The following is a 26,889-nucleotide window of genomic DNA, read 5'->3' as shown; positions in this document are numbered from 1 at the left end:
TTGCCAGCGTCAGTCCTTGGATGCCGTGATGACGAGCGCCGGCATGTCGAAAGCGACGGCGCCGGCTGCTGTCACGTAAGGCATAAGTGCCCGCTCGGCCTCCTCCAGGAGCCGCTTGAACTGCTCGTTGTCCAAAAGCCCGCCCAACGTCCAGATGCAGGCTCTTTCAGTCGAGATCAGCGACTCGATCGAGGCAAAACGGACCGTTCCGCGGTGACGCTTCACCTCGGCACGCTCTATGCCTGCCTTCGCGCAGAGCGAGCGCAGTAACTCCGCATTGCCGAGCACAAAGGGCGCGCGGAACGCGTTCGCAACGTCGGCTCCAAACAGCCGTTCAAGCATATCCGCCACTGCGGCATAGCCGGGCGACTGGTCGAGCGGTCCGCAGACCGCGACGGCGAGCCGGCCGCCGGACTCAAGCACGCGCATCATTTCCCGCAGTCCGGCTGCTCGATCGTCGAAGAACATCAGGCCGAACTGGCTGACCGCGGCGTCGAAGCTTTCATCCGGGAAAGGGATCTGCTCAGCGCGCCCTTCTCGCCAATCGATGCGAGTGCTTTTGCGGCGGGCAACGCAAAGCATATCGGGATTGGGATCAAGCCCGACCACCTTGCCCTCCGCGCCAACGCAGTCGAGGGCCGCGAGCGCCAGCACACCCGTACCGCAGGCAATGTCGATCACGCAATCGCCCCTCCCTATTCGCGCCTCGGCGGCGACGATAGGCCCCCATTGTCGGAACAGCGCTGGAACGAACAGTGAGTCGTAGATTTCAGCCGGAGTTTTCGATATCTTGCCCCGGCGGGTCTGGGCCGCCGCTTGCTCCGATCCCGGCGTTGCACCTTCAAGGAACACTGCGTTGGATCGGGTTCCGGCGACGCGTAGCGCCTTCAGCGGCTCGTATTCGGGCGATGAATACCAGCGCCGGGCATGCTCGCCGTCGGCAAATTCGACGATGACCGGATAGACCGGCTGCCAGTCTCCTTCGACAAGGTCGGATTTCCCGCCCAGCACCAGATAGCGCCCTCCATACTGTTCAACCGTTGCAAAGACCCCTGCCAAATACTGCTCGACCTTGGCCTGGTCGGTGATTTCACGCACGTCGAAGAAGCAATAGGTAGACATGGCCGACCTCCGTTGATCGCATGGACTCCACGGGATGCGCGGTGGATATACTGTTCGGCGCATAGTAGACTTGGCCATGGGCACGCTCCATGACCCAGCGTCTCAATCGCTTGCTGCAGCGTCCGTTCTGGCGCGATCGCCTGGGCGGCCACCGGAAGAGGTCGTTGCCGATGCCGCACCTTCGGCCGCGCCGGACAAGGATGTGCTTTCGGATGTGCTGCGCGTGGTAAAGCTCACCGGCGCGCTTTTCTTCTGGGTCGATGCCTCTTCGCCCTGGAGCGTGGAAGTGCCGCGGGCGGGTTCATTTGCCCATCTTATCCTGCCGCGCGCCCAACATGTGATTTCCTACCACATCATCACCCAAGGATCGGGCTCGGTCAGCATCGGTGACGATCCGCCGATGGAGTTTGCCGAAGGCGACATACTTGTGATCCCGCATGAGGATTCGTACGCGATGTGCAGTGCGCCCGGAGTGCTATCAGGTTTGAGCCCGGAAGATTCGCTCGATTTCTTTCGCGCCATGGCGGCCGGACAACTGCCCTTCGTGATCAACGAAGGTGGCGACGGCCTCCTCCTGACCAGATATGTCTGCGGTTTCCTTGGCTGCGATGCACGGCCGTTCAATCCTCTGCTCGGGGCCCTGCCTCCGCTGATACGCATCCGGCGCGCGGCCGGCGCACCGAGCGATCTGCTCGACCGGCTGATCGAGCTAACGCTGGCAGAGGTGTCCGTTCAACGGCCAGGCGCTGAATGCATCCGCCTGCGCCTCAGCGAGTTGATGTTCGTTGAGGTCGTTCGCCGCTATCTTGAGGCACTGCCGCCGGAGCAGACCGGCTGGCTGGCCGGCTTGCGCGACCCCGCCGTCGGCCGGGCTGTTGCGCTTGTCCACGAGAATCCGGCGCGCGGCTGGACAATTGAAGAACTCGCACGCGAAACCGGCGTCTCGCGGTCCGTCCTCGCGGCCCGCTTCACGCGTCTCGTCGGCTGCCCACCGATGCAGTATCTCACGCGATGGCGCGTACAACTGGCCGCACGACTGCTCACTGATGGGCTGGCCAAAGTCTCGGCGGTCGGGCGTGATGTCGGCTACGAGTCCGAAGCGGCCTTCAGCCGGAGCTTCAAGAAGCTCGCGGGCGTCTCGCCGGCTGGCTGGCGCGACGGCCGGCGCGGATAGCGGGCGGCCGGAGGCCGACCCTCCCCTACCCCTCCATCGTGCTGATCTCGGCATCGATCAGGCACCAAGGCGCATAACGAAAATCGCGGATCTGGACGACCCGCTCCTCCCGCCATTCGACCAGCATGAAGCCGCGCACCGCGCCGTCCGGCTCCTGCGGGTTGCGGATCAGGATCGCCGGCCGGCCGTCGACAAAACCCAGCGACAGCGCCCAGTCGCTGATGCGCTCGTAATTGCCGAAATAGGTCGACACTTCAGCCTTGCCGCGCATGCGGAGCCGGCTGACCAATTCGAGTTGGACATCCTCGGCGATCAGCGCCCTGACCGCGTCGAAGTCGCGCGCGTTGAACAGATCGACATAACGGCGCAGCCGTCGCTCGTCATCGGCGTCGAGCCTGGGCGCGACGACGTGCTCAGGCTGCGACGCCAGCAGGCGCAGCTGCGCCCGCCCGCGATGCAGCGCCGCCTTGGTGGCGGCCAGCGTCGCGCCGGTCACCTCGCAGGTCTCATGCAGCGAAAGGCCGAGCACGTCGACCAGGATCACGGCGCTGCGCTGCGCCACCGAGAGCTGCATGAAGCTGCGCAGGCCGGCCGCCGCGGCGAGCCTTGAGTCGGCGCTGCCGGAAGGATCCTCGATCGTGGTCATGTCGGTCTCGGTCATGCGCGACCTTTCCCGATGGCGCCGGCGCAGATGGTCCTGCGCGGCATTATGGGCGATGCGAAACAGCCATTGCTCGGGCCGCTCGACGGTCATGCTGCCGTCGACCGCCTGCAGCGCCTTGATCAGCGTCTCCTGCACGATGTCTTCGCCGTCGATCACCGAGCCGGCCATGCGGGCGCAGTAGCGGTGCAGTTTTGGGCGGAACCCGGAGAGCATCGACTCCAGCGCAGGCCGATCGAATTTCGGTTGGATCATGGCGTCCATTCTATCCGGCCTTGCTCTCCTCAAGCACACGGTAGTTGCCGATAATTTTGGCAGGCGACCGCTTGACCGGCGTCGAGCGCCGTTCCGCATGGTTTTGCGTGAACGCCTCGAAGGCCGCAAGCCCGGTCAGCGCGGATGTGTCATTTCCCTCGCCGACGACATGGACGAACTCGCCGTCGTCGAGTTCGAGCACGAGATAGCGCACGCTCTGCGGCGCCGTTTCATCCAGCGTCTCGAACACTTTTGCCACCAGCGCGCGGTTCTCTTCCAGCCCGGTGTCTTTCACGCTGTAGCGAATGAGTTTGTAGCCCATGGTTCGTCTCCTGAATGGTTGGTCTGAGCAGAAGACGTTTCGCGTTCCCGAAAAGATTCTCGCACGCTATAAATTTTTTCGGCCGCCCGGATCGACTTCCACCTGCGGACGGCTAGGCAGCAGCCATCGAGGAGCAGGAGCGACGACCATGCACATCCAGTTTGCCGAACTGCCGGTATTCGACCAGGACCGCGCCAAGGCATTCTACACCAGGCATTTCGCCTGCAAGGTGACGGCCGACGAGAAGATGGGCGATAGCGGCTGGCGCTGGATCGAGCTGAAATTTCCCGACGCCGTGACGAACCTGCATTTCGTGAGGCGCGCCCACGACGCGCCAGGCGCGGAGCCGGTGCTGGTGCTGGTCGACGACGATGTCGAGGCAACGATCGCGGCGTTGAAGGCGGGCGGCGTCGAGATCATCACCGAACCGCAGGAGGCGCCCTGGCAGCCAGGCCGCACGGTGGCGGAATTTCGCGACAGCGAGGGCAACCGCATGGTGATCGGCAGCCAATGAGCGGGTGCAACCGGAGAGCGGGCACTCAAGCAGCCCCGGCCTTGTGCGCCAAAGCATGCCTCGGCTGGTAGAGGCCAAGCGAGCCGCCACTGGGAAGCGAGACATGCGTGAGCAGGCCCCAGCCTTCATCGGTGACCGAAGTGCATTCAACATCATGCGATTTCAGCTCTTGGATCGTAGCATTGATGTCTTCGCACATGAGATAGACTTCGTGGCTGTCGACTTCGGCGGCCGGGTGAACGGCAATCTCGGCCGGCGGCAATGCGAAGATCAACCAGCCTTCGCCAGCATCGACTGCTGGAAACCGTAGGACATTGCGAAAAAATGCGCGGTCTGCCTCGGCATCCGTGCTGTAGATGATCATGTGTGCGCCGGAAATCATGGCTCCTTATCTCCCTGAAAGTGATGCGAACAAACAAGCTATTGCCGTTGCAAACGACGTTTCCGCCGTCGACACAGCCGCTCGATATCGGCAAGCTTCAGTTGGATACAGGTCGGCCGGCCGTGATTGCAGGTGCCGGAACCCGGCGTTGCTTCAAAGACCGACGTCTGCCAGACCTCACGCTATCAGCGGAAGAAGCTGGAGATGCTGTTGGCGCAGCTGCCGCCATTACCCGGCCATCGGTTTTGAGTCGACCTGGCGCGCGTTTTGGCTCTGGTCGGCGACCGGGGCGGCTGGGGCATCGATCCGGCTCAGAATGTGATCCGAGATGCCGCGCGCGATCTCCCGCTCGCCCATGATGATCAGGTCGGCGCCGAACTTCTTCAGGTAATCCACTTCGGCATCGGAATGCGCACGGGCGATGATCTCGAGCCTTGGATTGATGGCATGGGCTTGCTCGATGAGATTGCCGCTCTCGAACGGATTGGGAATGGCGCTGATCAACCACCGGGCCGAGGCAACGTTGGCCGCCTCAAGCAGGCCCGGCTGAGCGGCATTTCCCGCAATGACATCAACGCCGCGGGCGCGCAGCTGTTCTACTATCACTTGCCGTTCCTCGATCACCAGGTAAGGCTGCCTTGCCTTTTGCAACGTCTCCGGCGACGAGGCTTCCGACCCGTCCATGGCCGACAAGCACCGCGTGGTCTGTCAGGCTGGTAGCCGTGAGTTCGGGCGGTTCGGCTTTGCCTTCTTGCGTGGCAATGGTTCGCTCTCGTGCTTTCAGCCACGGCGTCAGCCGATCCAACGCCGCAAACAGCAGCGGGTTGACGAGGATCGAAAGGATGGCTCCGGCAAGCACCAGGTCACGTCCAGCCTCTGGAAGAAGCGCGAGTTCGACACCCAGTTCCGCCAGGATGAAGGAGAACTCGCCGATCTGTGCCAGGCTCAGGCCGAGTGTCAGGGCCACGTAGGACGGATAGCCGAACATCAATGCGATGACCGATGCGGCCGTGGCATTGCCGATGACGATGATCAAAAATGTCACGCCGACGAGCAGCGGCTGCTCGACCAGGATCATCGGGTTGAACAGCATGCCGACGGAGACGAAGAAAAGCACGGCGAATGCGTCGCGCAGCGGCAGCGTTTCCTGAGCGGCCCTTTGGCTCAACTGGGATTCGGCAAGGATCATTCCTGCGAAAAACGCGCCAAGAGCAAACGAGACGCCGAACAGCTCGGCTGCCCCGAAAGCGACACCAAGGGCAATTGCCAGCACGGCCAAACGGAAAAGCTCTCGCGAACCGGTGTGAGCGACGTAGTGAAGGATCGGCGGAATGACACGTCGCCCGACGACAACCATGATCGCGAAGAAAGCCGCCAATTTGCCCAGCGTCAGCCCGAGCGCGCTCCAGATGGTCTGCGGCTCAAACAATGTGAACAGGTCATTGCCGTTAAGGTTTGGCCCGTTGACATTGCCCCCAAGCACGCCGGCGAAGGCCGGCAACAGCACGAGCGCGAGGATCATGGCGAGGTCCTCTACGACCAGCCAGCCGACTGCGATGCGTCCGCCATCGGTTTCGAGCTGCCGCATTTCCTGCAGCGCCCGTAGAACCACGACTGTGCTTGCAACCGACAGGGCCAGCCCAAACACCACTCCGGCTCCGATCGGCCAGCCGATCGCCTGCGTCACGAGGAGCCCGAGCATGGTCACCAGAGCCATTTGACCGATAGCGCCGGGAATCGCGATCTTTCTTGCCGACAGCAAATCGTTCAGCGAAAAATGCAGCCCTATGCCAAACATCAGCAGGATCACGCCGAGCTCGGCGAGTTGGCGCGCCAGCGCCTGGTCGGCAACGAAGCCGGGCGTGAACGGGCCAATCAAGACACCAGCCACGAGGTAGCCGACCAGTGGCGACAGGCGAAGTCGGTTCGCCAACGTGCCGAGGATGAAGGCGAGTCCGAGGCCGGCGACAAGGGTTGCGATAAGTGGCGCCTGAGGCATCTTCTCAATCCGGTTTCCGGCCACGCTTGGCGCTCGGGTCAAGCCTTGCACGAGCCAGAGATAATGGACCCAGGGATAATGGACTAAGACGCGGCGGTCTCAACACCTTTCACGCGGCGAACGGAAACGCGCCGGTCGGAGCGACCGTTAGTGGCTGTCGTGCTCGCCGTGGGGATGTCCATGGCGATGATCGGCAACCGCGTTCGCCAATCTAATATTCGCCGCCGCAAGCGCCGGCATGTGCTCGAACAGCTGGTGCTCCAGCGCTGCAATGATCGTCTTCGCTTCGCAGACGGGCAGGCTTTCTTCCACGGCGATGGCAATGTCGGCGTGCAGCCTGTGACCGATCCACCGCGCCTTGGCCTCGACAATGCGCGCTGCCGGCACATGCGCGGCGGCATGGTGGATGTCGCCGATGACGTCAGGATCTATACCGTCGAGCATGCGGGTCAGCACCGAGCGCGCCGACTGCCAGACGATGCCGAAGATCGCAAGCGTGATGAGCAGGCCGACGATCGGGTCGGCCAGCGCAAAACCGAGCCAGACGCCGAACGCTCCGAGGACCACGGCAAGGCTGGTCAGGCCGTCGGTGCGAGCGTGGTAGCCGTCGGCAATGAGTGCGGCGCTGTTGATTTCGCGGCCGACGCGGATGCGGAACACCGCGACGGCCTCGTTGCCGAGAAAGCCGATAATGCCCGCCGCCGCCAGCCAGCCCAGATGCGTCACCACGCGTGGATTGATCAAACGGTCGATGGCCTGGTAACCGGCGACGATGGCGCTGAGCAGGATGATCGCGACGATGATGATCCCAGCCAGGTCCTCGACCCGGCCCAGGCCGTAGGTGAAGGTCGGCGACGGCTTGCGCCGGGCCAGCAGGAAGGCGATCCACAGTGGAATGGCGGTGGTGGCATCGCCGATGTTGTGGACCGTGTCGGCCAGCAGCGCCACGCTGCCCGACAGCGCGACCACGACCATCTGCATCGCCGCGGTGATTGCCAGGATGACGAACGACCATTTTATCGCCCAGATGCCTCGGTCGGTCGTCGCAATGGTCGCATCGATGACCCCGTGGCTATGCGACCCGCTCACATGATCGTGATGGCCATGACCATGCGCGGCGTGATGGCGCGGCCCGAACCCGAACCAGTCGAGGATGCGCGCGCCGAGCACAGGCATTTGACGGCTCACAAATATTTCGCCAGTTGCTTGAGTTCCGCCAGCGAGTTGCCGCCCGCTTCCGCGGTGTCCGCCAGGCAATGCTCGATATGATCGTGGATCAGTTCGCGCTTTGCGCTGCTGATGGCGCTCTCCACGGCGTGGAGTTGTTGCGCCAGATCAACGCAAGGACGATGCGCCTCGAACATCGACAGCACCGCCGCAAGGTGGCCCTGCGCGCGCTTCAGGCGCTTCACGATAGCCGGATGCGAACGATGGATGCCTTCGGACATGCCTGTTTGTATCCTCCCCGGGAGGATCCAGTCAAATCTTCTTTTGAGCTCACCTTGCCGGCGAGTCCGTCACAAATCGAAGAATGACGGCTAGCCATCTCCTGCGGGTAACCCGCCGGCGGCGGCGGCCCGTATTATTTCGTGACCATGTTGCGCCGGAACCTTCCCCTCGCACCAGCGTTCGGGGCGCTGTATTCGCGATGCCTTATTTTTGGGCAAACATGATAGGCGACGGGCGAATAGCGGTGGGGAGGCAAAAAGCATGGGTCGGGGAGGAGCATGTTGTCATGTCGAACCGTGAAATTGGAACGTCCCACACATTGGGGCTGCGCATCGCTGATCTCAAAGCCAGGATGCGGAGCGCCCGGATTACCGAGCACGAGATGAAAATTTTTCAGAAGGTAGCCGCTGTCATGGGAGCAGGTGAAGGCTCCCTGCGGATCGATGCCGACGACCTGATTGCCGCATCTTTCGTTGTCGAGGACGAGCCCAGGGCAAACTGACGATCGTGGCGCCCCCGGCGATCAGCGTCGGGGCGCGTGCGAGGCTCGAAATGTTGGCGCTCTACGGCGCCCCCCTCTGTCCTGCCAACTTTGCCATGATGTCCGGAGGCGACCTGTCGCAACGGAGGGCCGCAGCTCACACGTCCGGATACTCCTATCGAGAAATCCAGATATCCACCCCGGCGGCTTTCTGTTAGCAAATATTCACCTCAGGTGGCGGGGAAGACCTGACTTGCCGGAACGATCACGCAAAACTATGGCGCCACGGCCGAACGCCGGCTGGCCACGCCCCTCGCCTAGCGCCGGAGCCAGTCCGCCAGGCGTCAGCCTTTGCCGTGCGCTGTCAAAGCTCGGCCTGTGCTCGCGCAAGCAGGCGGAAATTCTGGTCGCCGAAGGGCGCGTCCGGGTCGCCGGCAAAATCGTGCGCAACGGCTCGCTGCGCGTCGATCCCGGTCGCGACCGCATCGAGGTCGACGGCAGCCGCGTCGTCGCCGAGCGCAAGGTCTATCTGATGATCAACAAGCCGCGCGGCCTGGTCACCACCCGCGACGACCCGCAGGACCGCGGCACCGTCTACGACTGCCTGGCAGAGCTCGACCTGCCCTTCGTGTCGCCGGTCGGCCGCCTCGACAAGGCCAGCGAGGGACTGCTCTTGATGACCAACGACACGCGTTTCGCCCAGCGCCTGCTCGACCCCGCCTCGCACGTCGCCAAGATCTATCACGTCCAGATCGGCGCCCTGCCCGACGCGGCCCTGCTGGCGCGGTTGCGCGCCGGCGCCACGGTCGAGGGCGAAGATTTGACGGTGCGGTCGATCGACATCCTGCGCAGCGGCGCCAGCACCGCCTGGCTGGAAATCACACTCGACGAGGGCCGCAACCGCCACATCCGCCGGCTGCTCGGCGCGCATGAGGTCGAGGTGCTTCGCCTGGTGCGGGTGGCGATCGGCCGCTTGCAGCTCGGCGACCTCGCCAAGGGCAAGGCCCGCCACCTCACGGCCGAAGAACTGGCGCTGTTTCAAGGCTGAGCGAAGGCGCCGAAGCGACCCGGCAAAGCGGAACGGCAAGCCCATCGCTTCAGGTTGGCGCTGCCCCTCACCTGCCTGCCGGCATCCTCTCCCCGTATAGTGACGGGGAGAGGGCACTCTCTTCACCGGTTTCGCCAATCACCAGCGTTGCAGAATATTCACCTAGGTCGCCGCCAGCCACTTCTCCCCGTCACTATACGGGGAGAAGTGCCCGGCAGGGCGATGAGGGGCGGCGCCGACTTCGATAATTCGTCGCCTCTAATGCGAACGCGCTATGTCCCGCCCCGCTACTCGGCCGGGACCGGGCTGAGGCCGGGATCGCCCATCGCGTGCGGCCTGGCTTCCTTGCGTGCCGACGCCCGGGCGAGCACGCTTTGCCGGTTGACCGATTTGCGCTCGGCATCGATGCGTTGGATCAGGATTTCCGCGCGTTCGATCGACCCGAGCAGGGCCAGGATCGTGCCGCGTTCGGCGGCGCCTGCATTGGGTCCGAGCGCCAGCGTGCGGGCACGCAGTTCCTCGACCTCCGGCAGATTGACATGTCCGGCCGGCACCTTCGGGTCGGAGATGCCGTAAGTCGGCAAGATCTGTCGCAGCGAGGCATCGAGCTTGCTCAGCCCGACGTCGACGATGGCCTGCGCCGGACCGCTGAACTTCTCGCGCCTGACGCGGCGCGCCACCTGATGCATCGATTCCGTCAGGGCGGCGGTGAAGTCGGCTTCCTCGATCAGGCTGGCGATCAGGTCGAGCTGGTCGTAGGGCAGGTCTTCCTTCATCAATTCGGCGGTGTAGGCGCGGATGTCGCGGCTGAGGATATCGGTTGCGAGGTAGTGCTCGCCCGGATCCGACGGCGCCTTCTTCGACGAGCGGGCGATGTCGAGGAACATGGCGCCGGCTTGCAGATGGCGGGCCGTCTCCTGCTGGACAGCGGGAACGGCCTTGGCGAAATCGCCGGCCAGCTTGCGGTCGAGGAATCGCGGCGTCGAGAAATCTTCCGTGTCCTCGGCATCGGTGTGACCGACACGCGACAGGACCCGCTCGAACACCCCGATGAACGGAAACAGCAACAACGTGTTGAAGACGTTGAAGAAGGTCGAGTAGAGGCCGACCGCGACCGGCACCAGGGGAAAGGTCTCCTTGCCGTCGACGATCACCGGAATGGCGGGATCGCCGCCGAAGAACTGCATGGCCCATTCCAGGACCTGCATGGAGACGAAGAACAGCGGGATGGTGATGCACACGCCGATGATGTTGAAGGAGATGTGGGCGTAAGCGGTGCGCTTGGCGTTTTTCGAAAGATTGAGCGAAGCCATCCACGAGGTGATCGTGGTGCCGAGATCGGCGCCGAGCGAGAAGGCGACGGCCGTCGTCCAGTCGAGAATGCCGGCGGCGCCAAGGCCCATGACAATGCCGATCGTCGCCGAGGACGAATGGATCATGGCGGTCACGCCGGCGGCGATGAACACGCATTTGAGGAGGTTGAGATAGGAGTCGGCCGTCAGTGTTTGAAGCAGTGCCATGACTTCGGGCAGATTGCGCAGCGGGCGCAGGCCGCCGGTCATCAGGTTGAGGCCATAAAAGATCAGCGCGAAGCCCATGCCGGCAAGCGCTATGTTCTTGACCTTCTCGCTTTTGGCAAAGCAGTAGATCAGCGAGAACACGCCGGCCAGGATCAGCCCGAGCGGACCGAGCGGCAGGGCGATGAGCCCGTTGCCGAGCGTGGTGCCGATATTGGCGCCCATGATCACGCTGATCGCCGGTCGAAGCGCGATGACGCCGGCATTGACCAGGCCGACGACCATGACGCTCATCGCCGTCGACGACTGGATGACGCCGGTGATCAGCGTTCCCGCCAGCACGCCCTTGATCGGCGTTCCGGCGGCCTTGGCGAGAAAGGCGCGCATCCGGTTGACCGACAGCGCCTGGATGCCGTTGGCCATGAAGTCGAGGCCGAGCATAAAAATGCCCAACCCGCCGATCACCGGCACGAGGATGTCCTTGAAGATATCGATGTCCATGTCACGCAGTCCCCAACAAGCCGCCATCACGGCGCGATATGAATTTCAGTTCAGGCGCTGCGCCAAGCAGCGGCCTGGCTCTTCCGCTCAGTTTCCGACCGGCCCCTGCCTTGCCCAGTATTGCTCGATCCGGGCGACGAGCGCCTTCGGCAGCGGCACGTAGCCGAGCGCGGCGGCGTCATCAGCGCCGTGGGCGAAGGCGAGCCGGAAAAGGTCGTGCACGCGGCGATAGCGATGTTCCGAACGGCCCGAGACCTGAACGACCGCGAACACCGCCGTGCTGATCGGATAGGCGGCATCGCCGTTACGATCGGTCAGCGAAGCGAAGAAGTCGGTCGTTTGCGCCCAGTCGATCGATGTCGCGGCAGCCTGCACGCCCTCCGGCTCCGGCTTGACGAACTTGCCGGATTTGTTCTCGATCAGCGCATAGGCAAGGTTGGCGCGCTGTGCCTGGCCGGATTCGGCATAGGCGATCGCGCCCTTCGTGTCGTGCACGGCTTGAATGAGGTTCTGGGTGCCTTCCGCGTCAGTGCCGAGCGGCCAGGAGATCAGTGTATTGGCGCCGTATTTGGCCTTCCACTCCCCGCTGACCGCCGACAGATACTCGGTGAAGACAAAGGTCGAGCCGGAACCATCCTTGCGGTGAACGACGCTGATCCTGAGGTCGGGCAGCGTCAGATCCGGATTCACCGCCTTGATTGCGGGATCGGACCATGACTGGATCTTCCCCAGATAGATGTCGGCCAGCAGCGGTCCCGTCAGGCGAAGGCTTCCCGGGCCGATGCCGTCGAGATTGACGACGACGGCGATGGCGCCCATCACGATTGGAAACTGCTGGCGGCCGGCCTGCTTGAGTTCGGCGGCATTGATCGGCGCATCCGTCGCGGCAAAGTCGATGTCCGGCTGATCGAGACGCAGGACGCCGGCGAGCGAGCCGACGATTTCATAGTCGACCTTCCAGTCGGGCGAGACATAGTCGCCGCCGTCGGCGCGGGCGCTCTCGTAGGCCGTTGCCCATTTGCCGATGATCGGGGCGGCCAGTGTCGATCCGGCGCCGCGGATAGGCTCAGCCTGCGCAGCGGCCCCGACCATCAAGCCAACAGCAAGCGTGATGGCGCCGCTTATCTTCGCCGATTTGCGCCGTAGTGACGCAAGGCTTGCTGGAAACATCATGGCGACCCCCGACGCGCGAACAAATAGCTAGTTTTCAGTCTTGGCAGATATCAACAGTCATCCGCCCGGCGAACGAACGCCGGCAGAGAAACAACCCGCTCACCGTATGAACCTTGGTTAACGATTGGATGACAAAGATCTTTGCGGGTGAGATTTTTATTTTTCCGCGATTGCCGCGGTTGCCTGAAGAATTGTTCGGCAGCCAATCGCTTCAGCTTTGCGCTGCCCCTCACCTGCCTGCCGGCACCCTCTCCCCGTATAGTGACGGGGAGAGGGGCGCTCTCATCGATGGTTTCGCCAATCACCAGCGTTGCAGAATATCCGCCACGGTGCGACCAGTCCCTTCTCCCCGTCACACGGGGAGAAGGGCCCGGCAGGGCGATGAGGGGCGGCGCCGACTCCGACAACAGACCCCCTTGGCACGAAGTTGCTGGTCGCCTCCACGCAGGGACAGCCCTATTTCGCGTCGTGGAAGATGATGCCCACCGTATGGCGCAGGCCGGAGCGAATCCGGCTGACGCCGTGCCTGAGATTGACGCGGTAGCTGCCTTTGCTGCCCTGGACCGGACGATTGTGGACCGCGAAGGCGACTGCGTCGCCCTGGCGCAGCGGCACCACCTCGGCGCGGCTCTGCATGCGCGGGCGCTGTTCGGTCAGCACGAACTCGCCGCCGGTGAAATCCTTATCCGGTTCGGACAGCAGGATTGCCACCTGCAGCGGGAACGCAAGCTCGCCGTAGAGATCCTGATGCAGGCAGTTGAAGTCGCCGGGACCATATTGCAGCAGGAGCGGCGTCGGCCGCGTCTGGCCCTGCTCGTGGCATTGCTTGAGGAACGCGGCGTGTTCGTCCGGGTAGCGCTGCGCGACGCCCATGCGTTCGTTCCAGTCGTTGGCGACGGCGGCAAGGCGCGGATAGAGCGCGGTGCGCAAGCCGCCGATCAGCTCGGGCAAGGGATAGCGGAAATAGCGGTACTCGCCCTTGCCGAAGCCGTGCCGCGCCATGTGGACATGGCTGCGGAAATGGCTTTCGTCGGGATACAGCCCGGCGATCTCCCGGCATTCTTCTGGTGTCAGCAGCTTTTCCATCACCGCGCAGCCATAGAAGCTCATCTCCTCGGCCAGTGCCTGCCAGTCATATCCGGCGACGCGCGCTTCCGCCGATCGGACCGCTGCTGCTGGAACCGTGTGCATGGTCATAGCTCTGCTCCTCTGGCTTCATCGGCTTCTGCCATCAGATGGGTGAAGCAGCGCACACAAACCACCCGTTTCCTGCCAACCGGTTTAGGCACAACGCAAGGTTGCCATGGATCAGCTTCACCGCCGCGACGCAGCATGGATTTTGGCAAAATCGAGCCCATATCCCTGATAGGGAGCTTTGAGCGTGAAACTCGCGCGTGTAGCCCTGATTGCCGCGGCTTTTGTAGCCGCTGTGGCTGTTTGTTCTTCTTCCGCAGCAACAGGAGAAGCAAACGGCCAGGGGAGGACTGCGCTGCGCATCGAGATAGACGGCGCCATCGGTCCGGCGAGCGCCATGCAGTTCAAGGAAGCGCTGGCGGTGGCCGCAGAACGGAATGCCGAGGTTTTCATCCTGCAGATGAACACGCCGGGCGGGTTGGTCACCAGCATGCGTGAGATCATCGCCGACATCCTCGCCTCCCCGGTTCCCGTCATCGGCTATGTCGCGCCCGCCGGCGGGCATGCGGCGAGCGCCGGAACCTACATCCTCTACGCAACCCATGTGGCGGCGATGGCGCCCGGCACCAATCTGGGCGCGGCAACGCCCATCGAGATGGGCGGGCCGATGCCATCCTTTCCCGGCGACGACAAGAACAATGGCCCGGAAGCCGGCAAGGACCCGAAGAATCCACCGGCGGGCAATGCGATGATCGCCAAGGCGACGAACGACGCGGTTGCCTTGATCCGCAGCCTGGCCGAACTGCGCGGGCGCAATGCCGATTGGGGTGAAAAGGCGGTGCGCGAGGCGGCCAGCCTGTCGGCCAGCGCCGCACTGCAGGAAAATGTGATCGACTTTGTCGCCCGCGACACGACCGAACTGCTTCAGCTGGCCGACGGCCGGACGGTCGAGATCGCCGGCAGGAAAAAGGTGCTGGCGACCAAAAGGCTGCCGGTTGAAACGCTCGAGCCTGGCTGGCTCATCCGGCTTCTCGCCGTCATCACCGACCCGAACATCGCCGTCATCCTGATGCTGATCGGCGTTTATGGCCTCGTCTTCGAGTTCACCAGCCCGGGCGCGGTCGCGCCAGGCGTGATCGGCACGATCTGCCTGCTGCTCGGGCTCTATGCGCTCAATCTCCTGCCGATCAGCTATGCCGGCCTTGCCCTGATGCTGCTTGGCATCATCTTCCTCGTCGTCGAGGTCTTTAATCCCACAGTGGTGCTTGGGCTGGGAGGCGTGGCTGCGTTTCTGCTGGGCGCTGCCATGCTGCTCAGGATCGAAGGTCCCGGCTTCGAGATGTCGTGGGCCGTCATCGGCACCGCCGCCATCCTGACGCTCGGCCTGGCGCTGCTAACCGGCAGCTATCTGTGGGCGGCCCGCAAGAACGTTCCGCGTGTTGGCGCCCAGGCCATGCAAGGGCTGCCGGCCAAGGTCCTCGACTGGCAGGGCAGCGAGGGACACGTGCTGGCCCGGGGTGAGCGCTGGCGGGCGAAAGCCGACGAACCCATTGCGGTGGGCGACAGCGTCGAGGTGGCTGATGTCAGGGGTCTCGTGCTGACGATACGGCGCCGCAATGTGCGAAGCGATGGAGCAAGGCAATGATGCTCGGATATGTGGCCTATCTGGTGGCAGCGCTCGTCGTGGTCATGTTCCTGTCCGCGGCCATTCGCATCCTGAGGGAATATCAGCGCGGCGTGGTCTTCACGCTCGGCCGCTTCACCGGGGTCAAGGGGCCCGGCCTGATCATCCTCATCCCCTTCGTGCAGCAGATGGTGAAGGTCGACCTGAGGGTGGTGGTCCAGGACGTGCCGCCGCAGGACGTGATCTCGCGCGACAACGTCTCGGTGAAGGTCAACGCAGTGCTGTATTTTCGTATCGTCGACGCCGAGCGGGCGGTGATCCAGGTCGAGGACTTCATGACCGCCACCAACCAGCTGGCACAGACCACGTTGCGCTCGGTGCTCGGCAAGCATGAACTCGATGAAATGCTGGCCGAACGCGACAAGCTCAACAGCGATATCCAGGAGATCCTCGATCAGCGGACCGATGCCTGGGGCATCAAGGTCTCCGATGTCGAGATCAAGCATGTCGACCTCAACGAGAACATGGTCCGCGCCATCGCCAAGCAGGCCGAGGCCGAACGGCTGCGGCGTGCGAAAGTGATCAATGCCGACGGCGAACAGCAGGCGGCGGCAAAACTCGTCGAGGCCGGCAAGATGCTGTCCGAGACCCCGCAGGCCATGCAGCTGCGCTATTTCGAGGCGCTCCATGACATCGCCGGTGAACGCTCGTCGACGGTGGTGTTTCCGGTGCCGATGGATTTGCTCGGCCATTTCATCAGGCCGACCGGCGAGAAGACGTGAGCTCGAAGGCCGGCGATCCTTCAACCCCCTCTGCCCTGGCAGGCATCTCGCCCCACAACAATGGACCACTTCGTGGGGGCGAGGAACCCAAGCTGGAATGAGGCCGCGATCCTTCATGCCGGCCATCTCCGCCACGAGCGGGGAGATCGGCAGGTCGCCGCTGCGCGCCAATCAACCGTTCGTTGGCCGAACAGGGCTAACGGAAAAATCAGACATTCATGGCAATGTTGAACCCGCCTGCCCGAATGAAAGTCAGGCGACGGCTGGGTGCTGGCCCATCGAGGAGAAAAGGATTGCGCATGTCATCCTTGCTCAACACCGGACTATCATCGCTCAAGCGCAGTCTGATCATGCTGGCAGTCCTGGCCTTTTGCATCTTGCCGGCCGGGGCGTTGGAGCCCGTTGATCTCCCGGAATCGCCAGACACTGTGGCCTTCAATGTTCAGAACAACGGCAAGTCGGTCCCAGTCACGTTGCGACAGCTGGAAAAGCTCGGTCTCTACCGGGTCACCACCGCAAGTCCATTTGAAAAAGGGCAGCTGACATTTGAAGGCGTCCTGTTCCGCGACGTGCTCAAGCTCGTTGGATTGGAAGGCGAGGATTCCGTTGTTCTGCGGGCGGTGGACGAATATGTGCAGATAATTCCGCGCCAGGATTGGACGGAAGGTCCTCTCCTGCTTGCCACCCGCCAGAATGGAAAATTGCTGACCCGGCGCACGCAAGGTCCGACCCGGCTGGTCTATCCGCTCAACGACCACCCGGCCTTCGACACGCCAGTCCACAAACCACGGTGGGTCTGGCTGATCAAGACGCTCGAGCCTGGCGGCTGATCGAGCTCCGGCGTGGCTCGAATGGCACGCTTTGAAGGCTGGCGCGTTCCCGTCACCTACGGGACCGCCATCGCGGCTGCAGCAGCCAGCTCTGCGGTCCTGATCACCGTACTGTTTCTCAGCCTCAGCAAGATCGAATATTCGCTGCCGCGGTTCGGCTTTTTCGCCATCCGCGAGTTCCATATTGCAATACGCGATGTAACTCACCTCAAGGACATGACATCGCTCGCCAAGGCCGCCCCCGGCTCTGCAGACAGCCTTGAGCAGTTATCAGCGGCGAACGACCTGGTCTACATCCGCTTCAAGCGGATCGACGGCACCGGGACGGCAAGCGAGATTCCCGCCTACGCAAGTATCGTTCCGCGTATCGTTGACGCGGTGACACGGCTTGATGCCATGATTGCGGCCGGGCTGCCTCTCGACGAAAAGATTTTGAAGGAAATGGGGTTGGAGCTCGAGCATCTCGTAGCGAGGATGAACGACGAATATTACAAATATGGAGATGAGATCAACGTGGATCTCTATTCGGCGGAAAAAAGCCTGAAGAGATTCAACTACCAGATTGCATTCGCTCTGGCGGTCTTGTCGCTGCTGGCGATCGGAACTGCCGTATTGCTTATCGGCCGTCGGGAAACGATAAGGAAACTGGAGTTTCTGGCCTGGCGCGACGCGACGACGGAACTGAAGAACCGTGCCTGGATGTCAGCCAACAGGGACGTGATGCTGGACCGGGCAAGGCTGGCCGGCAAGCAACTCCGCCTTTTCCTGATAGATTTGGATCATTTCAAGAGCGTGAACGATACGTTCGGTCATCACATCGGTGATCTCTTGCTGAAAGCCGTCGCCGAAATCCTGCAATCGGTCGAACGGCCCGACGAAGTTGTCGCCATCCGTTTGGGCGGTGACGAGTTCGCCGTCATGGCGATCGGGGACCGGCACGCGGCAGCCGATGCTCTCGGAAATCGGCTTCGCGAGCAATTGAACCGGTTTGCCGAACTCGCGGGCCACCACGTGCGGATGGGAGCCAGTATCGGCATGGCGTGTTTCCCCGAACATGGTTCGGATATTTCCACCCTGTTGCGCAACGCGGACAGCGCTCTTTATGTCGCCAAAGCCGAAGGACGCTCTGGCTTCGTGACGTTCTCGCCTGCAATCCTCAATCAGTTCGATATGCAGCTCGGCCAAGAAGCTGGGATTAAGCGTGCGCTTAACTGCGACGAGTTCTTTCTGGTTTGGCAACCGCAGTTCGAGCTGGCAACCGGCCGCATGATCGGCGCCGAGGCGCTGGTGCGCTGGCGCGATCCCGCTTCGGGCGCGATTCGTCTGCCGATGTCATTCATTCCAATTGCCGAACGAAGCGACCTGATACTGGAAGTTGACAAGGTCGTGCTGAGCAAGGCTTGCCTGCAGGCAGCTCGATGGGCGCCTGTTTCTGCCCATGATTTCGTTTGCTCGGTCAATCTGTCGGGCAAAAGCCTTCAGAACGATGCGTACTTTGCCCACCTTGTTCTGGTGCTGCAACAAACAGGACTGCCGCCGTCGCGCCTGCAACTGGAAATAACGGAAGGGGTGCTTATCCAGAACAGCCGAAACGCCTTGAACATGCTGACGGAAATTCGAAATATCGGCGTCGGTCTGGCACTCGACGATTTTGGCTCCGGCTATTCAAGTTTCGGCTACCTTGCCGACTTCAACCTCGATCGGCTGAAGATCGACCGATCGTTCTTGAGCGGTCTGGAAGCGTCGAAGAAAAAACAGAACGTCGTTCGAGGCATTATAGCGCTGGCCAATTCGCTCGGCTTGACCGTTCTGGCAGAGGGGGTGGAAAACGAAGCGCAGCTCGATTTCCTGATCGCCGAGCATTGTCACAGCGCTCAAGGGTTTTTCCTGTCACAGCCGATCGAAGAAAATCTGCTGACGAACCACCTGGCCGCGAGGCAAGGCAGGATGAGAGATACGGACAAGTTCAGGCTGGGTATTTCTGCGTAAGGGTCGCTGCCGACCCAACCCAGAATGGTTCGAGCTTTTTCGCGGAACGGGGTGGTAGCGTTCGGGTCTGGGCCGTAGCATTCTTCGGCTGAGGTAACGGCATGGATCCCAGGGTCTGCGCCGCGCCGCTTCGCTCCTTGCTTCGCCTAGGATGACGAAGTGGAGGGGTGTTTCGGCCAATCTCCAACGTTTGCGATCTGCCAGTGAGATTTGCCACCGACGGTTCGCAGCCGATGGCAGACTTGCGGCTCGAAGGACATGAGAAGGTAGGCCGCAGCGACTGACGAGATCGACGTGCGCAACGAAATGTCGAACGAGCAACACCGCCCTGAAGTGCGTCAGCTGCGAAGTCCTATGCGAACAGGCCGACTGCTCGATCGTAAAAATGGTCGAGGGCGCAGCGCCTGGCGGCAATCCGGGCGGCTTCAAGCAATTCCTCGCGGCCCGAGGCGCCGTCCTTGTAGGTTGCGATAACCACACGCGCGATCCTTTCGGCGTCCTCGTTGTCGAGCTCCGCTTCGCCGGACCGCAAAGTTTCCCGCACCACACCCCTCAAAAGATCCAGTTCAATGGTTGAAAAGACGCCCATATAGGGCGCGGATTTGCACTCCACGGCCATCTGAATTCCTCCCACTGTCACGATATCAAACACGCGGCAGATTACAACTAAAGTATTAGGCGAGCGCACGCTTTTGGGGGCGCCCGTAGGCGTTGAAACGGAATGGGATTAGTCTGCGCGGTCTCGGGCTTCAGGACGCGGCAAAAGAATGGATTTCAGTTCAGGGCAAGGCTATTTCCTCATCGGCGGCCTCATCCTGGTCGGTGCCGGGCTGCTGATCCTTTCGCTGATCGTCAATGCTCGTGTGGCGCACAGCGTGCGCCACGACATGCGCCATCGTGAAAAGCTGCTGGAGTATTATCGCAACATCTTTTCCCAACTCGGCGTGATCCTGATCGGAATTGGCGTTTCCCTGTTCATCTTCTTTTTTCAGCAGAATTATCAGGAGCAGCGCAAACGCGAAACCGAGCTCCAGCTGGTTCTCGCCAAACTGGCCGCGCGCATTGCTCGCGGGGCGGCCGTCGTCGAATACCTCAGCGAATTCGATGCGCTGCTGGATGATGGCGGACCCTATATCAGTCCGGAACTCGGTGGAACCAACGCCGCGATCAGCGCGCACGGGGCGGAAGTCGGCAAGCAGGTCGCCGAGATCCTTTTGGTTGAGCGCGATGTTGAGGTTCAAGGGTTCGAGATCCTGAACCTATCGCGCGACTTCGAGGCATCGTTCGTCGTCAACGAGCTCGATCCCGCGCTGTGGTTCAACATCGTCCGGGATGAGAGCGAGATCAAATATGCCACCACTCAGCTCGCCCTCGACTACAAGGACCTGCAGGATGCGATGGGCGGAGACTCGATCGCGGTTGCGATCGCAAATCCTGAAAAACAGGCAAAAATCAAGCAGGAGGTGCTCGACATCTTTTATGATGCCGACCTCTTGCGCCAGCGCAGCCGAAGACTTCTCGGCCGTGCGTGCTGGCTTTTCAGCAAGGGGCGCAGCTTCGTCAAGCTTGGACCGGTCGACGAGATCGAGGCCGAAGCCAGGTCGCACCAGGAATGGATCGATCGGTCGAAAGGTTTCCTGACGCAGTTGAAGTCGGGAAGCGGCGATTGTTTCAAATTGCTCCAGTTCAACCCGGCGCCCTGAACGCGGACGCGCCTGGCCTAATCGCTGCTCATGCAGAACCGGATGACCATTCCAATCCAAGGCTCTATAACAGGCCGACAGAATTGCGATGATCAAGGGGAGACGATGCGCTACATACGTCCGCTTTCAATGGAAGATGCCGTTGGCCAGTTGGCCGGCTCGCCCGGCACCGCCGCCATTCTCGCCGGAGGCAGCGACCTCCTGGTGAGAATGAAAGGCGGCTTTATCGAGCCCGACCTTATCGTCGACATCAAGTCGATCGACGGACTGGGCGAGATCGGGGAAACGGCGGAGGGCTTCAGCATCGGTGCCGCGGTCCCCTGCGCCCTGATGGGAGAGAGCGCGGCCTTGAACAGGGAATGGCCGGGCGTCGTCGAAGCGGCCAAGCTGATCGGCTCCAAACAGGTGCAGGGACGCTGCACGATCGTCGGCAATCTTTGCAACGCCTCGCCGGCCGCCGACAGCGTGCCGGCGCTGGTGGCCGCCGGCGCCAGGGCATCGATTGTCGGGCCAGGAGGCAGGCGCACGGTCGCGGTGGAGGCAGTCCCCACCGGGCCTGGCAAGACGTCGCTCGCCAAGGGAGAAATCATCGAGGCGATCCTGCTCGACAGGCGGGCGCCGCGCTCCGGCGATGCCTATCTGCGTTTCATTCCACGCACGGAGATGGACATCGCCGTGGTCAGCGCCGGGGTGAACCTGACGCTCGATGAGCAAGGCGTCGTCAAATCGGCCCGCGTGGCGCTGGGCGCAGCGGCACCGACGGTGCTGCTGGTGGAAGAGGCGGCCGAGGCCCTCATCGGCAGGAAGCTGGACGAAGCAGCACTTGAGCGGCTCGCCAAGGTCTGCTCGGGGGCCTGCCGCCCCATCGACGACAAGCGGGGCACCGTCGAGTTCAGAAGAAAAGTTGCGGGTGTGCTGGCCAGGCGGGCCGCCACGACCGCCTATGCGCGTGCAGGAGGCAAGTGATGGCTGGTGTAGCAGTTTCAACGACAATCAACGGCGACAATGTCGAGTACCTTTGCCAGCCGGACGAGACGCTGCTCGACGTGCTGCGCGACCGCCTCGGGCTGACCGGCGCCAAGGAAGGCTGCGGCACTGGCGACTGCGGCGCCTGCAGCATCATCCTCGACGACCGGCTGGTGTGCTCGTGCCTGGTGCTTGGCGCGGAGGCCGAAGGCCGGCGCGTCGAGACCATCGAGGGCATGGCGCATGGCGACAGCCTGCACCCGCTGCAGCAGAAGTTCCTCGAGCACGCAGCGCTGCAATGCGGCGTCTGCACGCCGGGTTTCCTGATCGCGGCGAAAGACCTGTTGGCCAAGAACCCCGACCCGACCGAGGAGGAAATCCGCTTCGGCCTGGCCGGGAACCTCTGCCGCTGCACCGGCTATGACAAGATCGTGCGCGCCGTTCAGGACGCCGCAAGCGTGATGAAGGGAGCCTGACGATGAACTTCGATCCGCGCTATTCCGGACGCAATTTCGCCTCCGTCGGCACGCGTCCCATCCGCCCCGACGGCGTCGACAAGGTAACGGGCCGCGCGCGCTATGGCGCGGATTTCAACATGGCCGGCCAGTTGGTCGGGCGTGTCCTGAGAAGCCCTCACGCGCACGCCACGATCAGGAAGATCGACACCTCGAAGGCGGAGAAGCTCAACGGCGTGAAGGCGGTGATCACCGCGGCCGACCTGCCCGACCTCACCGACGGCGATGCCGCCATGTACGACATCCTCGACAACTGCATGGCGCGCAAGAAGGCGCTCTATGACGGCCATGCGGTGGCCGCGGTCGCCGCGGTCGACGCCCGCACGGCAAGGCAGGCGCTGAAGCTGATCGAGGTCGACTACGAAGTGCTGCCGCATGTGACCGATGTCGACGAGGCGATGAAGCACTCGGCGCCCGTGCTCGACGACACCATCTTCACCGAGGGCCTTGAGCAAAAGCCCGTCAAGCCGTCCAACGTCACCAAACGCAGCCAGTACGGCCATGGCGACATCCATGAGGGATTTGGCCAGGCCGATTACGTCGTCGAACGCTCCTTCAAGACCGAGCAGACGCACCAGGGCTATATCGAGCCGCATGCCTGCGTGGCGAGCGTCAGTTCCGACGGCACCGCCGACCTCTGGGTCTGCACGCAAGGCCATTTCGTCTACCGCCAGCACTGCGCTCAGCTGCTTGGCATGGAAGCCTCCAAGCTGCGCGTCACCTCGTCGGAAATCGGCGGCGGTTTCGGCGGCAAGACACACGTCTGGGCCGAGCCGGTGGCGCTGGCGCTCTCGCGCAAGGCCGGCCGGCCGGTCAAGCTGGTGATGACGCGCGACGAGGTGTTCCGCGCCTCCGGGCCGACCAGTGCCACCTCGATCGACGTCAGGATCGGCGCCCGCAAGGACGGCACGATCACCGCGGCCGAGGCGACGCTGCGCTATTCCTGCGGCCCCTATGCCGGCATGTGGGCCGAGCTCGGCGCCATGACCGCGTTCGCCTGCTACAATCTCGCTAACGTCAGGACGGTCGGCTACGAAGTGCTGGTCAACCGGCCAAAGACGGCGGCCTATCGCGCGCCATCGGCGCCGATGGCGGCGTTTGCAGTGGAAAGTGCCGTCGACGAGCTGGCCAAGGAGATCGGCATGGATCCGGTCGAGTTCCGGATCAGGAACGCCGCCCAGGAAGGCACCCGATCGTCCTACGGCCCGGTTTACGGCCCGATCGGCATCGGCCCGACGCTGGAGGCGGCGAAGAACCATCCGCACATGCAGGCGCCGCTGGGTAAGAACCAGGGCCGCGGCATGGCTTGCGGCTTCTGGTTCAACTTCGGCGGCCAGACCTGCACCGACCTCAACATCGGCATGGACGGCTCGGTCTCGCTTGCCGTCGGCACGGTCGATGTGGGTGGTTCCCGCGCGTCGCTGTCGCTGGTGGCGGCGGAGGAACTCGGCATCGCCTATGAGCAGATCAAGGCGGTGGTCGCCGACACCTCCAGCCTCGGCTACAACGACATGACGGACGGCAGCCGCGGTACCTTCTCCTCCTCGATGGCGACGATCTCGGCCGCCCGCAACGCCATCAAGATCCTGCGGGAACGCGCCGCGCAGATGTGGGATGTTCCCGTCGACGACGTGCTCTGGGAAAACGGCCACGCCATCGCCAAAGGCGAGAAGTACGGCAACCTTGCGGCGCTGTCTCTGAAGGAGATCGCGGCCGGGTCAGGAAAGACCGGCGGGCCGATCGCCGGCCACAGCGAGCTCGTCGCCGACGGCGCCGGCGTCTCCTTCGCCACCCATATCTGCGATATCGAGGTCGATCCGGAGACCGGCGCCACGAGGGTGCTGCGCTACACGGTCGTGCAGGATGCCGGCAAGGCGGTGCACCCGACCTATGTCGAGGGGCAGTACCAGGGGGGTGCCGCGCAAGGCATCGGCTGGGCGCTCAACGAAGAGTACGTCTACGGCAAGGACGGGCGGCTGCAGAACCCCGGCTTTCTCGACTACCGCATCCCGGTCTGCTCCGACCTGCCGATGATCGACACGCAGATCCTCGAGATCCCCAATCCCAACCACCCTTACGGGGTGCGGGGCGTCGGCGAAACCTCGATCGTGCCGCCGCTGGCGGCGATCGCCAATGCGGTGTCGAACGCCGCGGGCGTGCGGATGACGCATATCCCGATGTCGCCGCCGCGGATTCTCGCGGCGATCGAGGCGGAACGGGGAGGCCGATGGTCGAAGTAACGCTCTGGGGATCGCTCGGCGCAATCGCCGGAGGCAAGAGCAAGGTCGAGATCGAGGCGAAGGATATTCGGGAGCTGTTCAGGAAGCTGGCTGAGCAGTATCCCGGCTTCGAGCCCTACATCGACCGCGGCATCGCAGTCGCCATAGACGGGGTTATCTATCGCGACACCTGGTCGAAGGAATTGCCGCAGGGCGCTGAGATATTCCTGCTGCCGAGACTGGCGGGAGGATAGTTGGCACCATCTTACCTCGGAGCGCTGCTGCGGTGCAGAACCTTTGATCGCGGAGGAACAGCGCGAGGGGGCGCGAAAGATCGCTACAGAGCGCTTTTATTCTGAGCCGCAGCATTCTTCGGCTTATGTAACGGAATGGATCCCAGGGTCTGCGCCGCGTCGCTTCGCTCCTTGCTCCGCCCCAGGATGACGAAGGCGCAGAGGAACTCTAATCTCCGACGCGCTGCAGCGTGCCGAGATTGTTATCGTTGAGAAACTCTATGGTCATGGTCGACGCCTTGCCGTCGGGGCCGATGTCAAAGCCTACGCCCGATGGCCTGTCCGGCGTCTCGGCGTCCGGGAAGGTCAGGAAGAGGTCGCCGTCGAAATCCTTCAACGAATATGACCGGGCGCCGGCCGGCCCGACCTTGAGCACAAGAGTGTCTCCCGCAGTCGACACGACCGCATCGCCGATGAAGTCGTTGGAGTAACGGCCTGCATAGGCGCTGGCTGGCCGGGCCGGGCTTGCCGGAGACGGTGGCGCGGCATAGGTGGCGTTGGCCGCCGCGATTGCCGGGCCGAACAGACCCGCATAGGTATCGTCCCATGCCTTGATCCAATCCTTCTCGACCGTTCCGTCGAAGACGAGATCGGCGAAACTGTCGGACAGCCCCTCCGGCACCCCTGTCGAAAAGGCGTTGGCGACGATGACGATGCCAAGCTTCTCCTCAGGAAAAACTGTCACCAGGGTACGGGCGCCGACGCTGAAGGCGCCGGCATGGCCCCAGCTCAGGCCGTGCCGGCCGAATTCGACATTCCAGCCGAGGCCGTAGAAGGACGTGCCGCCTGAGACGGGGTTCCTGCCGCGCGCCATCAGGGGAACATGCGTCTGGTCCAGTGCATCTGCCTTAATGAGCGTCTCGCCGGCGTAGACCCCATTGCCGAGCACGAGGCGCACCCATTGCGAGAGATCGCGCGCCGTGGAGCTGACACCGCCCGCGGGCGCCTGCGCATCCGGATCGCGCTTTACCTTCGCGGCCCAGACGCCGTCGATCTTGACGTGGAGCGCAGCGCGATTGGCATGCTTGATGAAGTCCGCATGACGGGAGCTGGTCGAAACCATTTTAAGCGGCCGGTAGAGTTTCTCCTCGGCGACCTCTTCCCAGGACTTGCCTGTCGGCTTCGCGGCCGCGACGGCACCCTCAGTCAGTCCGAAATTGCTGTAGGAGTAGCCGGCGCGAAAGCTCGACGATGGCGACACGAACCGCAGACGACGCAGGATCTCCGCGCGATCGTAGCCAATGTCCTCAAGATCGTCCCCGGCGGTGCCGGGAAGCCCGCTGCGGTGCGAAAACAGGTCGCGGACCGTGAGTTCACTGGTCGGATAGGGCTCGGCGAGCCGGAAGGCGGGATCGAGATCGACGATTTTCGCATCCCAGGATACGATGCCCTCGCTGACCAGCGCCGCCACTATCGTTGCCGAGACTGGCTTGGAGAGGGAGGCGATCTGGAACACCGTGTCGGCGTCGACGGTCTCCGGCTTGCCGGCCTCGCGACGCCCGAACCCTCTGAGAAAGACCACCTTGTCGTCATGCACGACCCCGATGGCGAGACCGGGTACGGCACCGTCCGCGACGACACCTTCGGCGAGCAGTTCGAGCTTCGACAGGGCGGCAGTGATCCGGTCGGGCGTAAGGCTGTCGGCCGACGCCGCCTGCGGCGAAAGCACCATGACGGCGATGAAGGCCAACGTCCCCCAACGGCGGAAATTCCGACCCAACCCCACGCTCGAGCTCCTCCCCTGCAAGCACTGTCATACTACAGGCCGACGCAGGGAAGGCCAGCCCTCGCCTGCGCGATACAGCAAAGTCCGCTGCGCGACGCCAAGCGGCCATCCCGGTAGCCAACCGGTCAAAAATATCGAACGGACCATCGCTCGGCGGCGACGACAGTCATGAAGAACCCGAACGACAACAGCGATGAGAGCACGATAGCGGCGTCGAGCCGGTCGGACCAATAGTTGAAGGTCGCGTCGACGATCGTCGCCAAGACCTTGTCGGACCCGATCCATTCGCCAACGATCGCGCCGATCACCGCGGTCGCATCGCGGCGGTAAGCCGCCGGAGGCGGCGCCTAGTGGTGAAAGCCTGACGCTTGCTACCCGACGCGTAGGGCAGCTCAGGGTGGAAACTTGCCGTATGCGCGCCTGTCGGAACGACGTGATTGCGGCAAGGAGCGGACGTCGCCCCGCCTATGCGGCTTGCTCACTCTAGCGTCGGGGCGGTCCGCAGACCGT

25 protein-coding genes and 1 pseudogene are annotated in these 26,889 nt (G+C 63.1%); 13 read left to right on the top strand and 13 right to left on the bottom strand.

Annotated features, from left to right (window positions below):
* Positions 1-9: 9 nt before the first annotated feature.
* Positions 10-1,122 (bottom strand): DUF1330 domain-containing protein, encoded by a 1,113-nt coding sequence (locus tag AC0L2C_RS23515; RefSeq protein WP_473524581.1) that lies wholly within the window; start codon positions 1,120-1,122, stop codon positions 10-12.
* 76 nt (positions 1,123-1,198) lie between these two features.
* On the opposite strand from AC0L2C_RS23515, the gene AC0L2C_RS23510 reads away from it, so the two are divergent.
* Positions 1,199-2,296, top strand: a complete 1,098-nt coding sequence (locus AC0L2C_RS23510; RefSeq protein WP_473524580.1) for an AraC family transcriptional regulator — start codon at positions 1,199-1,201, stop codon at positions 2,294-2,296.
* A gap of 25 nt (positions 2,297-2,321) precedes the next feature.
* Here AC0L2C_RS23510 and AC0L2C_RS23505 read toward each other — a convergent pair whose 3' ends face one another.
* Positions 2,322-3,212 carry a sigma-70 family RNA polymerase sigma factor gene (locus AC0L2C_RS23505; RefSeq protein WP_473524579.1) on the bottom strand — a complete coding sequence of 297 codons (891 nt, stop codon included), beginning with the start codon at positions 3,210-3,212 and terminating at the stop codon, positions 2,322-2,324.
* A 10-nt stretch (positions 3,213-3,222) separates the two neighbouring features.
* The gene (locus AC0L2C_RS23500; protein WP_023799082.1) at positions 3,223-3,534 is read right to left on the bottom strand and encodes a hypothetical protein; all 312 of its coding nucleotides are present in this window, start codon (positions 3,532-3,534) and stop codon (positions 3,223-3,225) included.
* A 148-nt stretch (positions 3,535-3,682) separates the two neighbouring features.
* On the opposite strand from AC0L2C_RS23500, the gene AC0L2C_RS23495 reads away from it, so the two are divergent.
* Positions 3,683-4,048: a VOC family protein gene (locus tag AC0L2C_RS23495; RefSeq protein ID WP_473524578.1), complete on the top strand. Its 366-nt coding sequence runs from the start codon at positions 3,683-3,685 to the stop codon at positions 4,046-4,048.
* Positions 4,049-4,073: 25 nt separating this feature from the next.
* Here the strand turns inward: AC0L2C_RS23495 and AC0L2C_RS23490 are convergent, their stop codons facing one another.
* From AC0L2C_RS23490 to AC0L2C_RS23475, 4 genes and pseudogenes are all read right to left on the bottom strand, one after another.
* Positions 4,074-4,430, bottom strand: coding sequence for a VOC family protein (locus AC0L2C_RS23490; RefSeq protein WP_023799084.1), 357 nt, complete (start codon positions 4,428-4,430; stop codon positions 4,074-4,076).
* A 228-nt stretch (positions 4,431-4,658) separates the two neighbouring features.
* Positions 4,659-6,429 (bottom strand): annotated as a pseudogene (locus tag AC0L2C_RS23485) (cation:proton antiporter domain-containing protein).
* Between the two features lie 147 nt (positions 6,430-6,576).
* Entirely contained in the window at positions 6,577-7,605 is a 1,029-nt protein-coding gene (locus AC0L2C_RS23480; RefSeq protein ID WP_473524577.1) for a cation diffusion facilitator family transporter, read from the bottom strand.
* A gap of 8 nt (positions 7,606-7,613) precedes the next feature.
* A complete protein-coding gene (locus AC0L2C_RS23475; RefSeq protein WP_023799087.1) occupies positions 7,614-7,877 on the bottom strand; it encodes a metal-sensing transcriptional repressor in 264 nt (87 codons plus the stop codon).
* Between the two features lie 287 nt (positions 7,878-8,164).
* On the opposite strand from AC0L2C_RS23475, the gene AC0L2C_RS23470 reads away from it, so the two are divergent.
* Positions 8,165-8,380: a hypothetical protein gene (locus tag AC0L2C_RS23470; RefSeq protein ID WP_023799088.1), complete on the top strand. Its 216-nt coding sequence runs from the start codon at positions 8,165-8,167 to the stop codon at positions 8,378-8,380.
* A gap of 256 nt (positions 8,381-8,636) precedes the next feature.
* The gene (locus tag AC0L2C_RS23465; protein WP_473524602.1) at positions 8,637-9,407 is read left to right on the top strand and encodes a pseudouridine synthase; all 771 of its coding nucleotides are present in this window, start codon (positions 8,637-8,639) and stop codon (positions 9,405-9,407) included.
* Between the two features lie 287 nt (positions 9,408-9,694).
* Here the strand turns inward: AC0L2C_RS23465 and AC0L2C_RS23460 are convergent, their stop codons facing one another.
* The 3 genes from AC0L2C_RS23460 to AC0L2C_RS23450 all read right to left on the bottom strand — a co-directional run bounded on the left by AC0L2C_RS23460 (position 9,695) and on the right by AC0L2C_RS23450 (position 13,795).
* Positions 9,695-11,425: a Na/Pi cotransporter family protein gene (locus AC0L2C_RS23460; protein WP_473524576.1), complete on the bottom strand. Its 1,731-nt coding sequence runs from the start codon at positions 11,423-11,425 to the stop codon at positions 9,695-9,697.
* A gap of 87 nt (positions 11,426-11,512) precedes the next feature.
* Entirely contained in the window at positions 11,513-12,598 is a 1,086-nt protein-coding gene (pstS, locus tag AC0L2C_RS23455) for a phosphate ABC transporter substrate-binding protein PstS (protein WP_473524575.1), read from the bottom strand.
* A 456-nt stretch (positions 12,599-13,054) separates the two neighbouring features.
* Positions 13,055-13,795 (bottom strand): 2OG-Fe(II) oxygenase, encoded by a 741-nt coding sequence (locus AC0L2C_RS23450; RefSeq protein ID WP_473524574.1) that lies wholly within the window; start codon positions 13,793-13,795, stop codon positions 13,055-13,057.
* 184 nt (positions 13,796-13,979) lie between these two features.
* Between AC0L2C_RS23450 and AC0L2C_RS23445 the strand changes: the two genes are divergently transcribed.
* From AC0L2C_RS23445 to AC0L2C_RS23430, 4 genes are all read left to right on the top strand, one after another.
* On the top strand, positions 13,980-15,377 hold the full coding sequence (locus AC0L2C_RS23445) for an NfeD family protein (RefSeq protein ID WP_473524573.1): 1,398 nt from the start codon (positions 13,980-13,982) through the stop codon (positions 15,375-15,377).
* Positions 15,374-16,138: a slipin family protein gene (locus AC0L2C_RS23440; protein ID WP_023799095.1), complete on the top strand. Its 765-nt coding sequence runs from the start codon at positions 15,374-15,376 to the stop codon at positions 16,136-16,138. Before AC0L2C_RS23445 ends, AC0L2C_RS23440 begins: the two co-directional genes overlap by 4 nt.
* Positions 16,139-16,437: 299 nt before the next feature.
* Entirely contained in the window at positions 16,438-16,968 is a 531-nt protein-coding gene (locus AC0L2C_RS23435) for a putative pterin-binding protein (protein WP_287180430.1), read from the top strand.
* Positions 16,969-16,989: 21 nt separating this feature from the next.
* The gene (locus AC0L2C_RS23430; RefSeq protein ID WP_287240746.1) at positions 16,990-18,957 is read left to right on the top strand and encodes a putative bifunctional diguanylate cyclase/phosphodiesterase; all 1,968 of its coding nucleotides are present in this window, start codon (positions 16,990-16,992) and stop codon (positions 18,955-18,957) included.
* A 352-nt stretch (positions 18,958-19,309) separates the two neighbouring features.
* On the opposite strand, the gene AC0L2C_RS23425 is transcribed toward AC0L2C_RS23430, so the two are convergent.
* Positions 19,310-19,576 (bottom strand): hypothetical protein, encoded by a 267-nt coding sequence (locus AC0L2C_RS23425; RefSeq protein WP_023799099.1) that lies wholly within the window; start codon positions 19,574-19,576, stop codon positions 19,310-19,312.
* 148 nt (positions 19,577-19,724) lie between these two features.
* On the opposite strand from AC0L2C_RS23425, the gene AC0L2C_RS23420 reads away from it, so the two are divergent.
* The 5 genes from AC0L2C_RS23420 to AC0L2C_RS23400 all read left to right on the top strand — a co-directional run bounded on the left by AC0L2C_RS23420 (position 19,725) and on the right by AC0L2C_RS23400 (position 24,614).
* Complete coding sequence (locus AC0L2C_RS23420) at positions 19,725-20,660, top strand: hypothetical protein (protein ID WP_473524572.1); 936 nt, start codon at positions 19,725-19,727, stop codon at positions 20,658-20,660.
* A gap of 105 nt (positions 20,661-20,765) precedes the next feature.
* Entirely contained in the window at positions 20,766-21,626 is an 861-nt protein-coding gene (locus tag AC0L2C_RS23415) for an FAD binding domain-containing protein (protein WP_287240750.1), read from the top strand.
* Complete coding sequence (locus AC0L2C_RS23410; RefSeq protein WP_023799102.1) at positions 21,626-22,102, top strand: (2Fe-2S)-binding protein; 477 nt, start codon at positions 21,626-21,628, stop codon at positions 22,100-22,102. Before AC0L2C_RS23415 ends, AC0L2C_RS23410 begins: the two co-directional genes overlap by 1 nt.
* 2 nt (positions 22,103-22,104) lie before the next feature.
* A complete protein-coding gene (locus AC0L2C_RS23405) occupies positions 22,105-24,381 on the top strand; it encodes a xanthine dehydrogenase family protein molybdopterin-binding subunit (protein ID WP_287230053.1) in 2,277 nt (758 codons plus the stop codon).
* Positions 24,369-24,614: a MoaD/ThiS family protein gene (locus AC0L2C_RS23400; protein ID WP_023799104.1), complete on the top strand. Its 246-nt coding sequence runs from the start codon at positions 24,369-24,371 to the stop codon at positions 24,612-24,614. The genes AC0L2C_RS23405 and AC0L2C_RS23400 overlap by 13 nt, the downstream gene beginning before the upstream one ends.
* 208 nt (positions 24,615-24,822) lie before the next feature.
* On the opposite strand, the gene AC0L2C_RS23395 is transcribed toward AC0L2C_RS23400, so the two are convergent.
* On the bottom strand, positions 24,823-26,379 hold the full coding sequence (locus AC0L2C_RS23395; RefSeq protein WP_473524571.1) for a serine hydrolase: 1,557 nt from the start codon (positions 26,377-26,379) through the stop codon (positions 24,823-24,825).
* 125 nt (positions 26,380-26,504) lie between these two features.
* Positions 26,505-26,687: a hypothetical protein gene (locus AC0L2C_RS23390; RefSeq protein ID WP_413468436.1), complete on the bottom strand. Its 183-nt coding sequence runs from the start codon at positions 26,685-26,687 to the stop codon at positions 26,505-26,507.
* Positions 26,688-26,889 lie beyond the last annotated feature (202 nt).

It is taken from the genome of Mesorhizobium sp. WSM4845 (assembly GCF_055811455.1).
The sequence above is the reverse complement of the archived record's forward strand: the minus strand, read 5'-3'. Positions and strand labels throughout refer to the sequence as shown.

Bases quoted from the DNA above. Each gene is read 5' to 3' on its own strand.
- AC0L2C_RS23515 (WP_473524581.1), bottom strand. From the start codon at position 1,122: ATGTCTACCTATTGCTTCTTCGACGTGCGTGAAATCACCGACCAGGCC.
- AC0L2C_RS23510 (WP_473524580.1), top strand. From the start codon at position 1,199: ATGGGCACGCTCCATGACCCAGCGTCTCAATCGCTTGCTGCAGCGTCC.
- AC0L2C_RS23505 (WP_473524579.1), bottom strand. From the start codon at position 3,212: ATGATCCAACCGAAATTCGATCGGCCTGCGCTGGAGTCGATGCTCTCC.
- AC0L2C_RS23500 (WP_023799082.1), bottom strand. From the start codon at position 3,534: ATGGGCTACAAACTCATTCGCTACAGCGTGAAAGACACCGGGCTGGAA.
- AC0L2C_RS23495 (WP_473524578.1), top strand. From the start codon at position 3,683: ATGCACATCCAGTTTGCCGAACTGCCGGTATTCGACCAGGACCGCGCC.
- AC0L2C_RS23490 (WP_023799084.1), bottom strand. From the start codon at position 4,430: ATGATTTCCGGCGCACACATGATCATCTACAGCACGGATGCCGAGGCA.
- AC0L2C_RS23480 (WP_473524577.1), bottom strand. From the start codon at position 7,605: ATGCCTGTGCTCGGCGCGCGCATCCTCGACTGGTTCGGGTTCGGGCCG.
- AC0L2C_RS23475 (WP_023799087.1), bottom strand. From the start codon at position 7,877: ATGTCCGAAGGCATCCATCGTTCGCATCCGGCTATCGTGAAGCGCCTG.
- AC0L2C_RS23470 (WP_023799088.1), top strand. From the start codon at position 8,165: ATGTCGAACCGTGAAATTGGAACGTCCCACACATTGGGGCTGCGCATC.
- AC0L2C_RS23465 (WP_473524602.1), top strand. From the start codon at position 8,637: ATGGCGCCACGGCCGAACGCCGGCTGGCCACGCCCCTCGCCTAGCGCC.
- AC0L2C_RS23460 (WP_473524576.1), bottom strand. From the start codon at position 11,425: ATGGACATCGATATCTTCAAGGACATCCTCGTGCCGGTGATCGGCGGG.
- pstS (WP_473524575.1), bottom strand. From the start codon at position 12,598: ATGATGTTTCCAGCAAGCCTTGCGTCACTACGGCGCAAATCGGCGAAG.
- AC0L2C_RS23450 (WP_473524574.1), bottom strand. From the start codon at position 13,795: ATGACCATGCACACGGTTCCAGCAGCAGCGGTCCGATCGGCGGAAGCG.
- AC0L2C_RS23440 (WP_023799095.1), top strand. From the start codon at position 15,374: ATGATGCTCGGATATGTGGCCTATCTGGTGGCAGCGCTCGTCGTGGTC.
- AC0L2C_RS23435 (WP_287180430.1), top strand. From the start codon at position 16,438: ATGTCATCCTTGCTCAACACCGGACTATCATCGCTCAAGCGCAGTCTG.
- AC0L2C_RS23430 (WP_287240746.1), top strand. From the start codon at position 16,990: ATGGCACGCTTTGAAGGCTGGCGCGTTCCCGTCACCTACGGGACCGCC.
- AC0L2C_RS23425 (WP_023799099.1), bottom strand. From the start codon at position 19,576: ATGGCCGTGGAGTGCAAATCCGCGCCCTATATGGGCGTCTTTTCAACC.
- AC0L2C_RS23420 (WP_473524572.1), top strand. From the start codon at position 19,725: ATGGATTTCAGTTCAGGGCAAGGCTATTTCCTCATCGGCGGCCTCATC.
- AC0L2C_RS23415 (WP_287240750.1), top strand. From the start codon at position 20,766: ATGCGCTACATACGTCCGCTTTCAATGGAAGATGCCGTTGGCCAGTTG.
- AC0L2C_RS23410 (WP_023799102.1), top strand. From the start codon at position 21,626: ATGGCTGGTGTAGCAGTTTCAACGACAATCAACGGCGACAATGTCGAG.
- AC0L2C_RS23405 (WP_287230053.1), top strand. From the start codon at position 22,105: ATGAACTTCGATCCGCGCTATTCCGGACGCAATTTCGCCTCCGTCGGC.
- AC0L2C_RS23400 (WP_023799104.1), top strand. From the start codon at position 24,369: ATGGTCGAAGTAACGCTCTGGGGATCGCTCGGCGCAATCGCCGGAGGC.